Consider the following 16,672-nt stretch of genomic DNA (forward strand, 5'->3'; position numbering starts at 1 on the left):
GGGCGTTGGATACCCTTCGGCCGTGACTGATCAGCCCTGGCCCTGGCCCGCCGGCGCGGCCACCGGCATCGGCTCCCTGCCCGGCACCGACGTCGCCGAGGCGCTGCGGGTCGTCCTCGGGGAAGTGCCCGCGCTGCCCCACCTGCCCGAGCTGCCGGCCCGCGGCCCGGGTGCCGACCTCGTCGGACGCGGCGCCGGCCTGCTGGTCGAGCTGCCCGTGGAGCTGTACGCCGCCCGCTGGCGGGTCGCCCCGCGCCCCGGGCGGGACCTGCGCCGGGCCCGGGACCTGATGGAACGCGACCTCGACCAGCTCGCCGAGCAGGCGGAGGAGTACGCCGGCGCGCTCAAGGTGCAGGCGGCCGGGCCGCTCACCCTGGCCGCCGCGATCGACCGGCCGATCGGCGGCCGGATGCTGCGCGACCCCGGCGCGGTCCGGGACCTCACCGCCTCCCTCGCCGAGGGGCTACGCGCGCACGTCGCCGCGGTCACCCGTCGGGTGCCCCGCGCCTCGGTCCTGCTCCAGCTCGACGAGCCGTCCCTGCCGGCCGTGCTCGCCGGCCGGGTGCCGACCGAGAGCGGCTTCGGCACGTACCGGGCGGTGGAGCGGCCCGACGCGGCGGCCGCGCTGCGCACGGTCGTCGAGGCGGCCGGGGTGCCGACCGTGATCCACTGCTGCGCGCCCGACGTGCCGCTGGACGTGGTCCGCTCGGCCGGCGCGGTCGGGGTCGCGCTGGACCTGGCCCTGGTCAAGGACCTGGACCCGCTGGGCGAGGCGATCGACGCCGGGCTCGGGCTGCTGGCCGGCGCCGCGCCGGCGACCCCGCCGCCGGCCGGTCGCGCGCCGACGTCGGCCCAGGTCGCCGACCGGGTACGTCAGCTCTGGGACCGCCTCGGCTTCCCCCGCGCCCGGCTCGCCGAGCAGGTCGTCGTCACCCCCGCCTGCGGCCTGGCCGGGGCCACCCCGCAGTACGTCCGCGCGGTGCTCGCCGCGTGCCGGGACGCCGGCCGGCGACTCGCCGAGGACTGAGGTTTCTTGTCGTGCCCAGCGGGCAGGATGCGGGCATGATTGGAGAGCTTCGTTCGACGGTCATCGACTGCCCCGACCCGAGGGCCCTCGCCGCGTTCTACAGCGAGCTGCTGGGCCTGCCGCTCCTCGAGGGCGACTCCGAGGGCGACGAGTGGGTGGTGCTCGGCGGCCCCCCGGGGCGCCAGCCGCGGCTCGCCTTCCAGCAGGCGCCCGACCTGCGCCCACCCACCTGGCCCGACCCGGAGCTGCCGCAGCAGTTCCACCTCGACGTCACCGTGGAGGACATCGAGGCGGCCGAGAAGGCGGCGCTGGCCCTCGGCGCGCGGCGGCTGCCGGGCGAGGGAACGGGCTGGCGGGTGTACGCCGACCCGGCCGGCCACCCGTTCTGTCTCTGCTGGGAATGACGCTCGGGCTGCTCTGCCGGCGCTGAGTTCCAGCTTCCCGGCGTGCCAGCCCTCGGCCGGAGGCGCCAGTGTTCCAGCCCGCCGTGCCCTGGCTGAAGTCGACGTGCCAGGCCTTGGCCGGAGGCCGACGTGCCAGGCCTTGGCCGGAGGTCGACGTGCCAGGCCTTGGCCGGAGGTCGACGTGCCGGGCCCCGGCCGGCGGTCGGTGTGCCAGGCCTTGGCCGGAGGTCGACGTGCCCGGCCCCCGGCCGGCGGTCGGTATGCCAGGCTCCGGCCTTCCAGCGGGACGCGCCGCGGTCGACGCCGGGCCACCGGCACGTGGCGGCGGTTTCCGCCGCCCGGCATGATCGCGGGCGTGACCGACTCCACGCTCCAGCGGGCCGCCGGCTCGCTCTTCGGCCTCGCCTACGGTGACGCGCTGGGCAAGCCGACCGAGTTCCTGACCGTCGCCGAGATCCATCGCCGGTACGGCCCGACCGGCCCCCGCGAGCTGGAGGGTGACCCGGTCCTGGTCACGGACGACACCCAGATGGCGATCGCGGTGGGCTGGGCGCTGCGCGACGCGCCCGTGCTCATCCCGGAGGCGGTCGAGCCGCTGTTGCGCGAGCGGTTCCTGGCCTGGGCGGTCAGCCCGGACAACAACCGTGCCCCCGGGATGACCTGCCTGCGCGCCTGCGCCGAGCTGGCGCGGGGGGTGCGCTGGCAGGAGGCGACCGTGGCCGGCTCGAAGGGCTGCGGGGCGAACATGCGGGTCACCCCGGTCGGGCTGCTTCCCGTCGACGCGGACACCCTGGCCGGGCTCGCCCAGCTCCAGGCCGGTCTGACCCACGGCCACCCGACCGGGCTGGCCGCGAGCGAGCTGACCGCGTACGCGGTCCGGCTGCTGCTCGACGGCGTGGCCCTGGACGAGCTGCCGGAGCTGTTGACGGCGCGGGCCCGGGAGCAGCGCCGGGTCTACCGGGCGGACTGGCTCGGCGATCTCTGGCGGCGCCCGGGCGTGGACTCGCCGGAGGACTTCATCGCCCGCGGCTGGGACGAGTGCCTGCGCGCCCTGGGCCGGCTGACCGCCGCCCTGGGCCGGCCGGACGACGGCGGGGACCCGTGCCGGCACACCGGCGAGGGCTGGGTCGCCGAGGAGGCGCTGGCGACCGCGCTGCTCTGCGCGCTGCGGCACGCCGAGGACCCGGTCGCCGCATTGGCGCGGGGCGCCACGACCGCCGGCGACTCCGACTCCATCGCCGCCCTGGCCGGGGCCTTCGTCGGCGCCGCCCACGGGATGTCCGCCTGGCCGGAAGACTGGTCCGCCCGCATCGAGTACGCCGCCTCCCTGACCACCCTCACGGAGTTGGCGCTCCCACCCACCCACTGACCAGCCCGTGCTCGGCTCCCCGTGCCCGGCCTCCCCGTGCCCGGCCTCCCCGTGCCCGGCCTCCCCGTGCCCGGCCTCCCCGTGCCCGGGCCCCGCGCTCGGGCCCCGCGCGCGGCTCCCGCGCCCGGCCCCCGCACTCCCGGGTCGATCAAGAGGTTTGCGTCGGCCGGGGCGGTGGATGCGGACGCAAAGCTCTTGATCGACGGCGCGGCGGCGCCGGGGGCGGCGCGGGGGCGCGGGGCACGGGCGGCGGCGCGGGGGCGCAGGCGGCCGGGCCGGTGGGCGCGGGGCCGGTGGCGCGGGGCGGCCGGATGGGCGGCCGGGTGGGCGGAGATTGTCCCACCCAGCGGATACGGTGCGGGGGTAGCGTGATCACGGGAAATCGCACCACATGGCGGGGAGCGGCGAGGTGTCCGGGAGCGGCGAGGTGTCGGGAAGCGGCGGGGTGTCGGGAAGCGGCAAGGTGTCCGAGAGCGGCAAGGCGGCGACGAGCGACGGCGCGGTGGAGGGCGACCCGGTGCCGGCCGGCGGGGTGGCCGACGGTGCCGTCCCGCAGCAGGTGACCCCGGCGCAGGAGGCGGCGGCCGGTGCCGAGCCGCCCGCCGAGGTGCGGGAGCGGCACGCGACGCTCAGCCAGGAGTTGACCGAGCACCAGTACCGCTACTACGTGCTGGACGCGCCGACCGTCTCCGACGCGGAGTTCGACCGGAAGATGCGCGAGCTGGAGGCGCTGGAGGCCGAATACCCGGCCCTGCGCACCCCGGACTCGCCGACCCAGCGGGTGGGCGGCACGTTCTCCACGGAGTTCACCCCCGTCAGCCACGCCGAGCGGATGCTCTCCCTCGACAACGCCTTCGCCGACGAGGAGCTGGCCGCCTGGGCCGAGCGGGTGGAGCGCGACGCGGGCGGCCAGGTGCCCTACCTGTGCGAGCTCAAGGTCGACGGGCTGGCGATCAACCTCACGTACGAGAAGGGCCGGCTGGTGCGCGCCGCGACCCGGGGCGACGGCCGCACCGGGGAGGACGTCACCGCCAACGTCCGCAGCATCCGGGACGTCCCGGCGGAGCTGACCTCGTCGGCCGAGTTCCCCGACGTGCCGGAGTTCCTGGAGGTGCGCGGCGAGATCTACTTCCCGGTGGCCGCCTTCGCCGACCTCAACGCCGGCCTGGTCGAGCAGGGCAAGGCGCCGTTCGCCAACCCGCGCAACGCGGCCGCCGGCAGCCTGCGCCAGAAGGATCCCCGGGTCACCGCGTCCCGGCCGCTGCGCCTGGTGGTGCACGGCATCGGCGCGCGGCGCGGCTTCACCCCGACGGCCCAGTCCGAGTCGTACGCGGCGCTGAAGGCGTGGGGCCTGCCGACCAGCGACCGCTGGCGCGTCGTACCGGACCTGGCCGGCGTCGCGGAGTACGTCGCGTACTACGCGGAGCACCGGCACGACGTGGAGCACGAGATCGACGGCGTGGTGGTCAAGGTCGACCCGGTCCCCATCCAGGGGCGGCTCGGTTCGACCAGCCGGGCCCCCCGCTGGGCGATCGCCTTCAAATACCCGCCGGAGGAGGTCAACACCAAGCTGCTCGACATCGACGTGAACGTCGGTCGGACCGGCCGGGTCACCCCGTTCGCCGTCCTCGAACCGGTCCGGGTGGCCGGCTCCACGGTCGCCCTGGCCACCCTGCACAACGCCCGCGAGGTGGAGCGCAAGGGCGTGCTGATCGGCGACACGGTGGTGATCCGCAAGGCCGGCGACGTCATCCCCGAGGTGCTCGGCCCGGTGGTCGACCTGCGGCCCGCCGACGCCCGGCCGTTCGTCATGCCGACGTCCTGCCCGGCCTGCGGCACCCCCCTGGCCCCCGCCAAGGAGGCCGACGTCGACATCCGCTGCCCCAACAGCCGCAGCTGCCCGGCCCAGCTACGCGAGCGGGTCTTCCACCTGGCCGGCCGCGGCGCGTTCGACATCGAGGTGCTGGGCTACAAGGGCGCCGCGGCCCTGCTGGACGCCGAGATCATCACCGACGAGGGCGACCTGTTCCAGCTCGACGAGAAGCAGCTCGCCCGGTCGCCGTTCTTCGTCAACAAGGACGGCAGCCTCGGCAGCAACGCCGTCAAGCTGCTCGACAACCTCGAGGTCGCCAAGGAGCGGGATCTGTGGCGGGTGCTGGTCGCGCTCTCCATCCGGCACGTCGGCCCCACCGCCGCCCAGGCCCTCGCCCGGCACTTCCGTTCGATCGAGGCGATCAGGAACGCCAGCGAGGAGGAGCTCTCCTCCGTCGACGGCGTCGGTCCGACGATCGCGGCCAGCCTCAAGGAGTGGTTCGCGGTCGGCTGGCACAACGAGGTGGTCCGCAAGTGGGCCGAGGCGGGCGTACGGATGGCCGAGGAGGCCGGCGAGGAGGGGCCGCGCCCGCTGGAGGGGGTGACCGTCGTGGTGACCGGCACGCTGGCCGGCTTCTCCCGGGACCAGGCGGCCGAGGCGATCCAGGCCCGGGGTGGCAAGGTCACGGGCTCGGTGTCCAAGAAGACCAGCTTCGTGGTGGTGGGGGAGAACCCCGGCTCCAAGGCCGACAAGGCGGCCAGCCTCAAGCTGCCGGTGCTCGACGAGGACGGCTTCCGGGTGCTGCTCGACCAGGGCCCGGACGCGGCCCGCGAGGTGGCCCGCATCGAGGAGTGAGCCGCAGGGCGGGCCGGCGTCGAGGGGTGACGGCGTCGGCCGGGTCGAGGCGGTCGGCCGGCGTACGGGGCCGGGGGCGGGTCAGGGGGTGAGGGTCGCCCGGCCCGGGGGGTGGTGCCAGGCGCACCCGCGGCGTATACCAAGTTAATTACGACTGCGACCGATTCGTGGCTGTCGCCTCCGGATACTGTCACGCAGGGCGTTACATGGGGGCACGTCGGGCGGATGGCCCGCCGTGGCCGCTGTCCCGGGAGGTGCGATGGAGGCCGCCGATCCGCGAAACTCCGTCCCGCCGGGGCGGGTGACGCCCTTCTTCGGCTTCGTCGCCGCCGTGTCGGCGCTGGCCCTGCTGGTCTCGGCCGGGCCGCTGGCCGCCCTGCCCGATCAGCTCGCCGAGCTGCCCGTGCCGTTCTGGACGATGGCGGCGCTCGCGGTGGTCTGCGACGCGCGTCCGTTCGTGCCGCCGGGGCGCAGGCAGTCCTCGGCGGTCTTCCCGTCCACCTGCTTCAGCTTCGCCATCCTGCTCGGCTGGGGGCTGGGCCCGGCCGTGGCCGTGCAGGCGGTGGCCGTGCTGGTCTCCGGGTGGCGGATGGGGTATGCGGCCTGGCGCACCGGTTTCAACGCCGCCCAGTACGCGTGCGCCCTCGCCGCCGCGTCGCTGGTCACCGCGCTCGGGCCGGGCGGCATCTTCTACGACGGTCCGTTGAGCTGGAGCGACGCGGTGGCGTTGCTCGGGGCGACGGCGGCCTGGTTCGTCGCCAACTACGGCCTGGTCAACACGGCCATCCGCCTGCGCTTCGGCAACCGCTGGTGGCCGACCGTCCGGCTCGGCCTGGCGTACGAGCTGCTCTCCACCGGGTCGCTGCTGCTGCTGGCCCCGGTGCTGGTCACGGCCGCCCGGGCCAGCGCCGCGCTGATCCCGCTGGTGCTGGTGCCGCTGTTCGCGGTGTATCGGATGGCCCGGCTCTCCGCGGAACAGGAGCAACTCGCCGCGCTGGACCCGCTCACCGGCCTGCCCAACCGCAAGGCGCTGCTCGCCGAGGTCGCCGAGCAGGTCCACCTGCACGCCGAGCGGGCGGCCAAGGGCGCCCCCGACGCACACCTGGCCCTGCTTCTCATCGACCTGGATCGTTTCAAGAACGTCAACGACGCGCTCGGCCACGCCGTGGGCGACCGGCTGCTGGTCGAGGTCAGCGCCCGGCTCGCCGGGGCGGTGAGCGAGGGTGCCCTGCTCGCCCGGCTGGGGGGCGACGAGTTCGCGATCGTCAGTACCCGACTGACCGGTGTGGACGACGCCCGGGACACCGCCGAGCGGCTGGCCCGCGCGCTGGCCGAGCCCGTGTCGCTGGACGGGCTGCCGCTGGACGTCGGCGGCTCCATCGGCATCGCGATCTTCCCCGAGCACGGGGAGGACTTCGCCACCCTGATGCGCCACGCCGACGTCGCGATGTACGACGCCAAGCAGCGCAACGACACCGTCGCCGTGTACGCCGCCGAGTCCGACCACAACTCGGCCGAGCGGCTCGGGCTGCTGGCCGACCTGCGGCGCGTACTCGAATCGGGGCCGGCCGAGCCGGCGGGCCGGGACCGGGTGCGGGGCGGTGACGGCGCCGCGCTGGCCGCCGGGAGCGGCGGCGAACTCCGCGCCGGGGACCGTGTCGCCCGCTCCGCCGGGGACGGCGTCGCCCGCTCCGCCGGGGACGGGGCGGCGCTCTCCGCCGCCCTGCTGCCGGCGGCCGGGGTGCGCGCGCCGGGACGCTGGCGGGCGCGGCGGCACCGGCGGCCGGAGCCGGCCCACCCCGACGAGCTGATCAACCGGATCGTCACCGGCGCCGACCCGATCCGCCGCCGAGCCGGTGGAGACGGGGCGGGCGTCGGGACCGGCTCCGGCGTCGGGACGGCGCCGCGGGGCGGGACGGGGTCCGGCGCCGGCCCGGCGCGGGCGGTCGGCACCGGGGCGGGGTCCGGCGCCGGCCCGGCGCGGAACGTGGGAACCGGGCCCGGCGCCGGCCCGGCACGGGCGGTCGGTGGGGCGAGCGGGTCGGCGGCGGGGTCCGCGTCCGCCGCGACGACCGGCGGGGCCGGCCGGGGCGCGGGCGGGGTGCTGGTCCGGCAGCCGGACGAGCCGGGCGATCCTGGCGCGATCACGATGTACTACCAGCCGCAGGTCGCCATCGCCACGGGCGAGGTGGTCGGCGTCGAGGCGCTGCTGCGGTGGCGGCACCCGCGCCGCGGCATGGTCGACCCGGAGGAGTTGATCCGCGTCGCCGAGCAGAGCGCCGTGATGCGGCTGCTCACCCGCCGCGTGGTCGACGACGTGACGGAGCAGTTGGCCAAGTGGTCCGCCGCCGGGTGCGACCTGCGGGCCGCGCTCAACGTCAGCGTCCGCGACCTGCACACCGGCGAGATCGCCGACCAGATCGCCGACCGGCTCGCCCGGTACGGCCTCTCGCCGGACCGGCTGCAACTGGAGATCACCGAGGGCGCGCTGATGGCCGATCCCCGCCGGGTGCTGGCCACCATCTCCCGGCTGCACGCCATCGGGGTGGCCATCGCGCTGGACGACTTCGGCACCGGCTACTCGTCGATGCAGCACCTGCGCCGGCTGCCGCTGTCCGAGGTCAAGGTCGACCGGTCGTTCGTGCTCGGGATGGCCGACGACGCCGACGACGCGGCGATCGTCCGGTCGGTGATCGAGCTGGCCGGGGCGCTCGGGCTGCGGGTCGTCGCCGAGGGCGTGGAGGACGAGCGGACCTGGCGGCTGCTGCACGCCGCCGGCTGCGACGTGGCGCAGGGCTGGTTCTACGCCCGGCCGATGCCCGCCGAGGAGCTGGGGACCTGGCTGTCGCGGTACCGGCCGGTGCGGCCGTCCACGCGGGAGGCGGAGGGGCCACCGCCGCCCGCCCGGTGACCGGTGGAGCGCCGCGACCCGTGGCGCGGCAGCCATGCGGCGCGCGCCGGAACGCCCGTGCCGCGCGAATTCGAGCGGCACGTCGCGACCCGGCTCGCGGCGGAGGGGGAGTCGGGGACGCCGGGCGGGTGCTGGACAATAGACTCGCTCCGGTCACCGCGCGTCATCGTCGACACCGCCGGCCGGGCGCGCGGCGGGCCCACCGCCAGACCCAGCAGGACAGCCACGAAGGGGGCACTGATGGCCGCCATCTCCCGCGAGGAGGTCGCGCACCTGGCGCGACTGTCGCGGCTCGCCGTCACCGAGGAGGAGCTGGACGTCTTCGCCGGCCAGCTCGACGTGATCCTCCGGTCGGTCGCCCAGGTCGGCGAGGTCGCCGCGGCGGACATCCCGCCGACCTCGCACTCCGTACCGCTGACGAACGTGCTGCGCGAGGACGTGGTGGTGCCGGGCCTGACCCGCAGGAGGCCCTGTCGGGCGCGCCCGACGCGGAGGAGCAGCGGTTCCGCGTCCCGCGAATCCTGGACGAGGATGTGGCGTCATGACCGACCTGATCAAGATGACCGCGACGGAGCTCGCGGGGCTGGTGGCCAGCGGCGAGACCTCGGCCGTCGAGGTGACCCGCGCCCACCTGGACCGGATCGCCGCCGTCGACGACCGGGTGCACGCCTTCCTGCACGTCGAAACCGAGGGCGCGCTCGCCGCCGCCCGGGCCGTCGACGAGCGGCGGGCCGCCGGCGAGGAGCTGGGCCCGCTGGCCGGGGTGCCGGTCGCGGTGAAGGACGTGCTCACCACCAAGGGCGTGCCGACCACGGTCGGGTCGAAGATCCTGGAGGGCTGGCGCCCGCCGTACGACTCGACGATCGTGCAGCGGCTGCGGGCGGCCGGCACGGTGATGCTCGGCAAGACGAACATGGACGAGTTCGCCATGGGCTCCTCGACGGAGTACTCGGCGTACGGGCCGACCCACAACCCGTGGGACCTGACCCGCATCCCGGGCGGCTCCGGCGGCGGCAGTGCCGCGGCGCTCGCCGCGTACGAGGCGCCGCTGGCGATCGGCTCGGACACCGGCGGCTCGATCCGCCAGCCCGGCGCGGTCACCGGCACGGTCGGCGCGAAGCCGACGTACGGCGGCACCTCCCGGTACGGCCTGGTGGCGTTCTCGTCGTCGCTGGACACTCCGGGCCCGTGCGCGCGTACGGTGCTGGACGCGGCGCTGCTGCACGCGGTGATCGGCGGCCACGACCCCCGCGACTCCACCTCCATCCCGGCGCCGGTGCCCGACGTGGTCGCCGCGGCGAGGCTCGGCGCGACCGGCGACCTGACCGGGGTGCGGCTCGGCGTGGTCGCCGAGTTCACCGGCGAGGGCGCCGAGCCGGGCGTGATGGCCGCCTTCCGGGATGCCGTCGACGCGCTGGCCAAGCTCGGCGCGGAGATCGTCGAGGTCTCCTGCCCGCACTTCACGTACGCGCTGCCGGCGTATTACCTGATCGCGCCGAGCGAGTGCTCGTCCAACCTGGCGCGGTTCGACGGGGTCCGGTTCGGACTGCGCTCGGGCGACGACGGCAACCGGTCGCTGGAGGAGGTCATGTCGCTGACCCGGGACGCGGGCTTCGGCCCCGAGGTCAAGCGGCGCATCATGATCGGCACGTACGCCCTCTCCTCGGGCTACTACGACGCCTACTACGGGCAGGCGCAGAAGGTCCGGACGCTGATCAGCCGGGACTTCACCGCCGCGTTCGAGCGGGTCGACGCGCTGATCTCGCCGACCACGCCGTTCGTGGCGTTCCCGATCGGCGCCCGCACCTCCGACCCGTACCAGATGTACCTGGCCGACCTGTTCACCATTCCGACCAACCTGTACGGCGGCCCGGGCATCTCGGTGCCGTGCGGGCTCTCCGACGGCCTGCCGGTCGGCCTGCAGGTGATGGCCCCGACGATGGCGGACGACCGGATGTACCGGGTCGCCGCCGCGCTGGAGTCCGCGGTCGGCACGTTCACCCCACCGGCACTGTGAGGCAGGAGCACCGATGACGACGACCTTGCCCGCGTACGACGACGTCGTCGCGCGCTACGAACCGGTGATCGGCCTGGAGACCCACGTCGAGCTGGGCACGAACACCAAGATGTTCTGCGGCTGCCCGACGGACTTCGGCGGCGAGCCGAACACCCGGGTCTGCCCGGTCTGCCTGGGCCTGCCCGGCTCGCTGCCGGTCGCCAACAAGGCGGCGATCGAGGCGACGATCCGGATCGGCCTGGCGCTGAACTGCTCGATCGCGACGTGGTGCCGGTTCGCCCGGAAGAACTACTTCTACCCGGACATGCCGAAGAACTACCAGATCAGCCAGTACGACGAGCCGCTCTGCGTCGACGGCTACCTGGACGTCGAGGTGAACGGCGAGCTGGTGCGCATCGGCATCGAGCGGGTGCACCTGGAGGAGGACACCGGCAAGACGCTGCACGTCGGCGGCGCCACCGGCCGCATCCACGGCGCGACGGAGTCGCTGGTGGACTACAACCGAGCCGGCATCCCGCTGGTGGAGATCGTCACGAAGCCGGTCCCCGGCGCCGGGGCGCTCGCCCCCGAGGTGGCCCGCGCGTACGTCACCGAGCTGCGCGACGTGATCCGCTCGCTGGGCGTCTCCGACGTACGGATGGAGGAGGGGTCGCTGCGCTGCGACGTGAACACCTCCCTCAACCGGCCGGGCGAGGAGTGGGGCACCCGCACCGAGACCAAGAACGTCAACTCGCTGCGCTCGGTGGAGCGGGCCGTCCGCTCGGAGATGCTGCGCCAGGCGTCGGTCCTCGACGCGGGCGGAAAGATCACCCAGGAGACCCGGCACTTCCACGAGGACAGCGGCGACACCACCCCGGGCCGGTCGAAGGAGACCGCCACCGACTACCGGTACTTCCCGGAGCCGGACCTGGTGCCGCTGGCGCCGGATGCGGCCTGGGTGGCCGAGCTGAAGGCCGCCCTGCCGGAGCTGCCCCGGGTGCACCGCCGCCGGCTCCAGGAGCAGTGGGGCCTGTCCGACCTGGACATGCAGTCCGTGCTCAACGCCGGCGCGGTCGAGCTGATCGAGGCCACCGTGGCCGCCGGGGCGACCCCGGCCGCCGCCCGTAAGTGGTGGCTGGGCGAGCTGTCCCGGCGGGCCAACGAGACCGGCGTGGAGTTGGCCGACGTCGGGGCCACCCCGGCCCAGGTCGCCGAGCTGCAGGGCCTGGTCGACGCCGGCAAGCTCAACGACAAGCTGGCCCGCACGGTCCTCGAGGGCGTGGTGGCCGGCGAGGGCTCGCCGACCGAGATCATGACCACCCGGGGCCTGGAGGTCGTCTCGGACACCGGGGCGCTCACCGCCGCCGTGGACGAGGCGATCGCCGCCAACCCGGACATCGCCGAGAAGATCCGCAGTGGCAAGGTCGCGGCGGCCGGCGCGCTGGTCGGCGCGGTCATGAAGTCCACCCGCGGCCAGGCCGACGCCAAGACCGTCCGCGACCTGATCCTGACCCGCCTGAACGCCTCGGCCTGACCCCCCCGGCCCCCCGGCCGGACCCGCGTCGATCATGGGGTTGGCGGCAGTTCCGATCCCCGAACTGCCGTCAACCCCATGATCATCAGGCAGCCCCCACCCCCCTCGTGGGCGTCAATGGCGACGCCCGGACGGAGCCGAGCGTGAGCGAGCCCATGCCCCGCGCCGACCTCGATGTCCTCGACGAGATCCAGCGGCGGGTGCTCTGGCTCGCCACCCGGATCGTCGACGCGGCCAACCACGACCGGAGCACCGGCGACGGGTGAAGGTCGGCGGCCACCAGGCGTCCAGCGCCTCCCTGGTGACCGCGATGACCGCGCTCTGGTTCGCCCACCTCGACGGCGAGGACCGGGTCGCCGTCAAGCCGCACGCCTCGCCGGTCTTCCACGCCATCCAGTACCTGCTCGGTAACCTGGACCGGTCGTACCTGCCACGGCTGCGCGCCCGCGGGGGCCTCCAGTCGTACCCGTCGCGCACCAAGGACCCCGACGGCGTCGACTTCTCCACCGGCTCGGTGGGCCACGGCGCCGCCGCGCCGCTGTTCGCCGCGGTCACCCGCCGGTACGTCGACGCGCACTTCGGCGAGCGCCCGCGCTCCCGGTTCGTCGCCCTGATCGGCGACGCCGAGCTGGACGAGGGCAACATCTGGGAGGCGGTCGCCGACCCGGCCACCACCGGGCTGGGCAACGTGATGTGGCTGGTCGACTTCAACCGCCAGTCCCTGGACCGGGTCGTCCCGGGGGTGCGGATCAACCAGTGGCGGGGGCAGTTCGAGGCCGCCGGCTGGCACGTCGTCGAGGTCAAGTACGGCCGCCGGCTCGCGCAGGCGTACGCCCGGCCGGGCGGCGAGGTGCTGCGCGACTGGATCGACCTGATGCCCAACGAGCAGTACCAGTCGCTGTTCGGCCTGACCGGCCCGGACCTGCGCGAGCGGTTCCTCGACGGCGCGCCGGCCGGGATCGCCGAGTTCATCGCGGACATCCCCGACGACGAGCTGGGCCCCCTCGTCACCGACCTGGGCGGGCACGACCTGGAGGCCATGCTCGACGCGTACGCCCAGTGCGACGCGGTCACCGACCGGCCCAGCGTCGTGTTCGCGTACACCGTCAAGGGGTGGAGGCTGCCGATCGCCGGCAACCCGCGCAACCACTCGGCGCTGCTCACCACCGCGCAGGTCGACGCCCTGCGCGCCGCCCACGGCCTCACCCCCGAGACCGAGTGGGACCGGCTCGACCCCGCGTCCCCGGCCGGCATCCGGGCCGGCGAGCGCCGGGAGGCGCTGTCCCGCGCGCCCCGCGAGCGGGCGCTGCCGGTCACCGTCCCGGAGACCACCCGGGTACGCGCCAACAAGCCCGTCTCCACCCAGGAGGTCTTCGGGCGGGTACTGGCGTCGGCAGGCGGTCGCCGGGGCGTACCGGCTGGTGGACGCGCACGAGGCGTACCCGCACCTGGCCGACGCCCCGGTGGTGCAGCTCGCCGCGTCCGGGGCGGTGCTGCCGGAGGTGCTCGCCGCGGCGGCCGAGCTGGCCGACGAGGGCATCGCGGCGCACGTCGTCGACGTGACCTCGCTCGACCGGCTCTACCGGGCCTGGCAGCGGACGCTGCGCCAGGGAGTGCGCACGGCCACCGTGCCGAGCGTCCCCGGGGCGCTGCGGTCGGCCTTCGCCGACCGGGTGCCCGTGGTGACCGTGCACGACGCCGCGTCCCACGCGATGGCCTGGCTCGGCTCGGCCCTCGGCGCGCCCGCGGTGCCGCTCGGGGTGGACGAGTTCGGCCAGTCCGGCAGCGTCCGGGAGCTGTACGAGCTGTACGACCTGCTGCCCGGCAGCATCGTCAACGCCGCCCTGGCGGCGCTGTCCCTGCGCTGAGCCGGGGCGTGGCCGGGCTGAGCCGGGGCGCGCATCCGGGCGGGGCCGGCGCGGCGGCCCGACTCAGCGGGTCGGGGTCGGGGTGACGGGCACCTCGGCGCCCGCCTTCGGGTCCTTGATCACGTGTCGCTCCAGGTTGACCTGCGCCTGGCCGGTCCCGCCGACGGTGATGTCGTCGTACGCCTGGAGCAGCTTGTCCTGGTCGAGGTAGAGCACCGTCATCGTCAGCGGGGTGGGCTTCTCGCCCTCCAGGCCGCGCAGCCCCGCGCCGCCGGTGGAGCCCTCCACCATCAGCTGGGTCGGCGGCTGGCCCGGCGACTCGGGCAGCTTGGAGACCTGCCGGGCGTGGGTGTGGCCGGCGAGGACCAGCGGGCAGACCCCGTTGAGCGGCCCGGCCGACGCCGGGTCGTGCACCAGCGCGATGTTCACCGGCTTCGGCGACTCGCGGATCGTCGTGGCCAGCTTCGTCCCGGCGGAGATCACCTGGTCGGCCACCTGCGGGGTCAGGCCGCTGCCGGCGGGCGAGGTGTTCTTGTCCGGCGTGAACCGGGGGTCGCCGATGCCGGCGATGGTCAGGCCGGCGACGGTGGTGGTCGAGTTGTCCAGCACGATCGCGTTGGGCTGCTGGGCGACCGCCGCCGCCGTCCGGGCCGAGTCGTGGTTGCCCCGGATGTAGACGTACGGCTTCTTGAGCAGCCCGATCGACCCCACGAACGACGCCTCCGGCTCGCTGCCCCAGTCGGTGATGTCGCCGGTGTCGATCACCACGTCGATGCCGAACTGCTCCACCACGGTGCGGATGAGCTGCCAACCCGTCGGGTTCAGGTGCATGTCGGAGACGTGCAGCACCCGGGTGGTCCCCGGGGCGGGCTCGTACACCGGCAGCGCGGAGACCGTGGTGTAGAGCTGGCTGACGTTGCCGACGAGGCGCTGGAGCTGCTCGGCGTACTTGGTGTAGTCGTTGGCGATCCGCCGGGCGTCGCCGACGATCGCGGGGGCGTTGACGAGCAGCCCCTCGTACCGGGGCTCCTCGATCGCCTGCGGGCGGAGGGTGGACGCCGCCAGGCCGAGGCTGCCGACCGTGACCGCCAGCGCGGTCCCGCCCGCCCAGGCCGTGCGGCGGGTGTTCCGGAACACCAGCGCCGCCAGCAGCAGGGTGACCAGCAGCGTCATGCCGACCGTACGAAGGCCGAGGCGCAGCACCCCGTTGCGGACGTCGGTGACGGCGGACTGGCTGGCCCGGCTGATGCTCGCCGGGTCGTCGATCAACGCCTCGGTGCGTCGCTGGTCGAGCGCGCCCAGCGCCACCGTCAGGTGGGTCGGCCCCTCGTGGCTGTGCAGTTGCAGCGCCCCGAGCGGGGGGATGTCGACTGTGGTGCCGCCCCGCAGCGCGGGCGCGAGGGTCAGCTCGGCCCGGAAGGGGCCGATGTCGGTGTGCATCCGACCGCCGGCGAAGGTGCCGAGCACCACTCCGGCCAGGGCGATCGCCAGGACGGCCAGAGCCACCCCGACCCGGCGCGCCACCCGGACCCACGGGGCCGGTGCGGGACCGGTGGCCCGGCGGTCGCGCCGCGGCCGGAGTGCCCAGCGCCGGCCACGACCGCTCGCCGGGGCGCCCGCGTCCCCGGTCGTCGGCTGCTCGTTCTCCTGCCCGTCCATGCTGAGATTCTGACCTGCCCAGTGAGGGATCTTGGCAAACCGCCATTTACTAACTGCGGCCGGCACCGCCGTCGGTGAACACCAGACGCAGGATCCGGTCGTCCTCGGGGGCCGGGTCGCCCCGCCCGTCGTGGTTGGAGGTGGTCACCCAGATCGACCCGTCCGGCGCGGCGACGGCGGCCCGCAGTCGACCGTACCGGCGGGTGAGTAGTTCCCGGGGCTGACCGAGCACGGCGCCGGTGTCGGTCAGCTCGACCAGCCAGAGCCGCTGCCCGCGCAGGCAGGACGTGACCAGCAGCCGGTCCACCGCCGCCAGCCCCGAGCAGGACGCGTCGCCGGTCCGCCACTGGACGATCGGGTCGGTGTACCGCTTGTCGCCGGCCCGCCCCTCCACGTGCGGCCAGCCGTAGTTGCCGCCCTTGGTGATCCGGTTCAGCTCGTCCCAGGTGTTCTGGCCGAACTCGACGGCGTACATCCGCTTCGCCTCGTCCCACGCCAGGCCCTGGATGTTGCGGTGCCCCAGCGACCAGACGGGCGAGCCGGGGTACGGGTTCCCCGGGGCCGGCTTGCCGTCGGGGGTGATCCGGAGGATCTTGCCGCCGAGGTTCTTCGGGTCCTGGGCGGTGTCCCGGTTGCTGGCGTCGCCCGTGCTGGCGTACAGGAAGCCGTCGGGGCCGAAGGCGAGCGCGCCGCCGTCGTGGATGCCGGCCTTGGGGATGCCGGTCAGGATCGGGGTGGGCTGGCCGCCCGGTTGCAGCCGGAGGATGCGGTTGTCCCCCTCCGCCGTGTGGTAGACGAAGATCGTCTTGTCGGTGGCGTAGCGGGGCGAGACGGCGATGCCCATCAGGCCGCCCTCGCCGCCGGCCGCCACCCCCGGCACCGTCTGCACCACGGTGACGTTCAGCCCGTCCCGCCCGGACTCGGGGCCGACCTGGAGGATCCGGCCGCTGTCCCGCTCGGTGACCAGCGCGCCGCCGTCGGGCAGGAACGCCACGCCCCACGGCACCCGCAGGCCCTTGGCCAGCACGGTGGCCACCACCTGCTGGCCGGCACCGCCGTCGCCGGTCGACGCCGACGGGGTGGGCAGGTTCGGCGGCTCGCCGGCCGGGTCCGGCGCCGGCTCGCCGAAGGTGCAACCCGCGGCGGCCAGCAGCAGCGCGGCGCACGACGCCGCGACGACCGCCCGGGGCGGCCTCTTCCGGGGGTACGGGGGACGCGCGCTCACCCGGCCAGCCT

At 75.0% G+C, this 16,672-nt stretch carries 9 protein-coding genes and 2 pseudogenes; 9 read left to right on the plus strand and 2 right to left on the minus strand.

The genetic code is table 11. The annotated features are described in order from the left end of the window. Positions 1 to 22: 22 nt before the first annotated feature. The 9 genes and pseudogenes from JD77_RS18555 (at position 23) to JD77_RS18595 (ending at position 13,777) form a co-directional block, all read left to right on the plus strand. Positions 23 to 1,027, plus strand: a complete 1,005-nt coding sequence (locus tag JD77_RS18555; RefSeq protein WP_145775478.1) for a uroporphyrinogen decarboxylase/cobalamine-independent methonine synthase family protein — start codon at positions 23 to 25, stop codon at positions 1,025 to 1,027. A 35-nt stretch (positions 1,028 to 1,062) separates the two neighbouring features. Further along, a complete protein-coding gene (locus JD77_RS18560) occupies positions 1,063 to 1,431 on the plus strand; it encodes a VOC family protein (protein WP_145775479.1) in 369 nt (122 codons plus the stop codon). 355 nt (positions 1,432 to 1,786) lie between these two features. Next, positions 1,787 to 2,800: an ADP-ribosylglycohydrolase family protein gene (locus tag JD77_RS18565; RefSeq protein WP_387227233.1), complete on the plus strand. Its 1,014-nt coding sequence runs from the start codon at positions 1,787 to 1,789 to the stop codon at positions 2,798 to 2,800. 532 nt (positions 2,801 to 3,332) lie between these two features. Then, positions 3,333 to 5,468: an NAD-dependent DNA ligase LigA gene (gene ligA / locus JD77_RS18570; protein ID WP_145777649.1), complete on the plus strand. Its 2,136-nt coding sequence runs from the start codon at positions 3,333 to 3,335 to the stop codon at positions 5,466 to 5,468. 259 nt (positions 5,469 to 5,727) lie between these two features. Next, positions 5,728 to 8,379: a putative bifunctional diguanylate cyclase/phosphodiesterase gene (locus JD77_RS18575; protein ID WP_145775481.1), complete on the plus strand. Its 2,652-nt coding sequence runs from the start codon at positions 5,728 to 5,730 to the stop codon at positions 8,377 to 8,379. 240 nt (positions 8,380 to 8,619) lie between these two features. Next, positions 8,620 to 8,924, plus strand: a pseudogene (gene gatC, locus JD77_RS18580) (Asp-tRNA(Asn)/Glu-tRNA(Gln) amidotransferase subunit GatC). Continuing rightward, complete coding sequence (gene gatA, locus JD77_RS18585; protein WP_145775482.1) at positions 8,921 to 10,396, plus strand: Asp-tRNA(Asn)/Glu-tRNA(Gln) amidotransferase subunit GatA; 1,476 nt, start codon at positions 8,921 to 8,923, stop codon at positions 10,394 to 10,396. Before gatC ends, gatA begins: the two are co-directional and overlap by 4 nt. A 13-nt stretch (positions 10,397 to 10,409) precedes the next feature. After that, positions 10,410 to 11,909 (plus strand): Asp-tRNA(Asn)/Glu-tRNA(Gln) amidotransferase subunit GatB, encoded by a 1,500-nt coding sequence (gatB, locus tag JD77_RS18590; protein ID WP_145775483.1) that lies wholly within the window; start codon positions 10,410 to 10,412, stop codon positions 11,907 to 11,909. A gap of 155 nt (positions 11,910 to 12,064) precedes the next feature. Next, positions 12,065 to 13,777 (plus strand): annotated as a pseudogene (locus tag JD77_RS18595) (transketolase-like TK C-terminal-containing protein). 63 nt (positions 13,778 to 13,840) lie between these two features. Here the strand turns inward: JD77_RS18595 and JD77_RS18600 are convergent. Both JD77_RS18600 and JD77_RS18605 read right to left on the minus strand, forming a co-directional pair. Next, positions 13,841 to 15,436 carry a metallophosphoesterase gene (locus tag JD77_RS18600; RefSeq protein ID WP_145775484.1) on the minus strand — a complete coding sequence of 532 codons (1,596 nt, stop codon included), beginning with the start codon at positions 15,434 to 15,436 and terminating at the stop codon, positions 13,841 to 13,843. 49 nt (positions 15,437 to 15,485) lie between these two features. Beyond that, positions 15,486 to 16,661 carry a PQQ-dependent sugar dehydrogenase gene (locus JD77_RS18605; protein WP_145775485.1) on the minus strand — a complete coding sequence of 392 codons (1,176 nt, stop codon included), beginning with the start codon at positions 16,659 to 16,661 and terminating at the stop codon, positions 15,486 to 15,488. Positions 16,662 to 16,672 lie beyond the last annotated feature (11 nt).

It is taken from the genome of Micromonospora olivasterospora (assembly GCF_007830265.1).
Taxonomy (GTDB): Bacteria; Actinomycetota; Actinomycetes; order Mycobacteriales; family Micromonosporaceae; genus Micromonospora; species Micromonospora olivasterospora.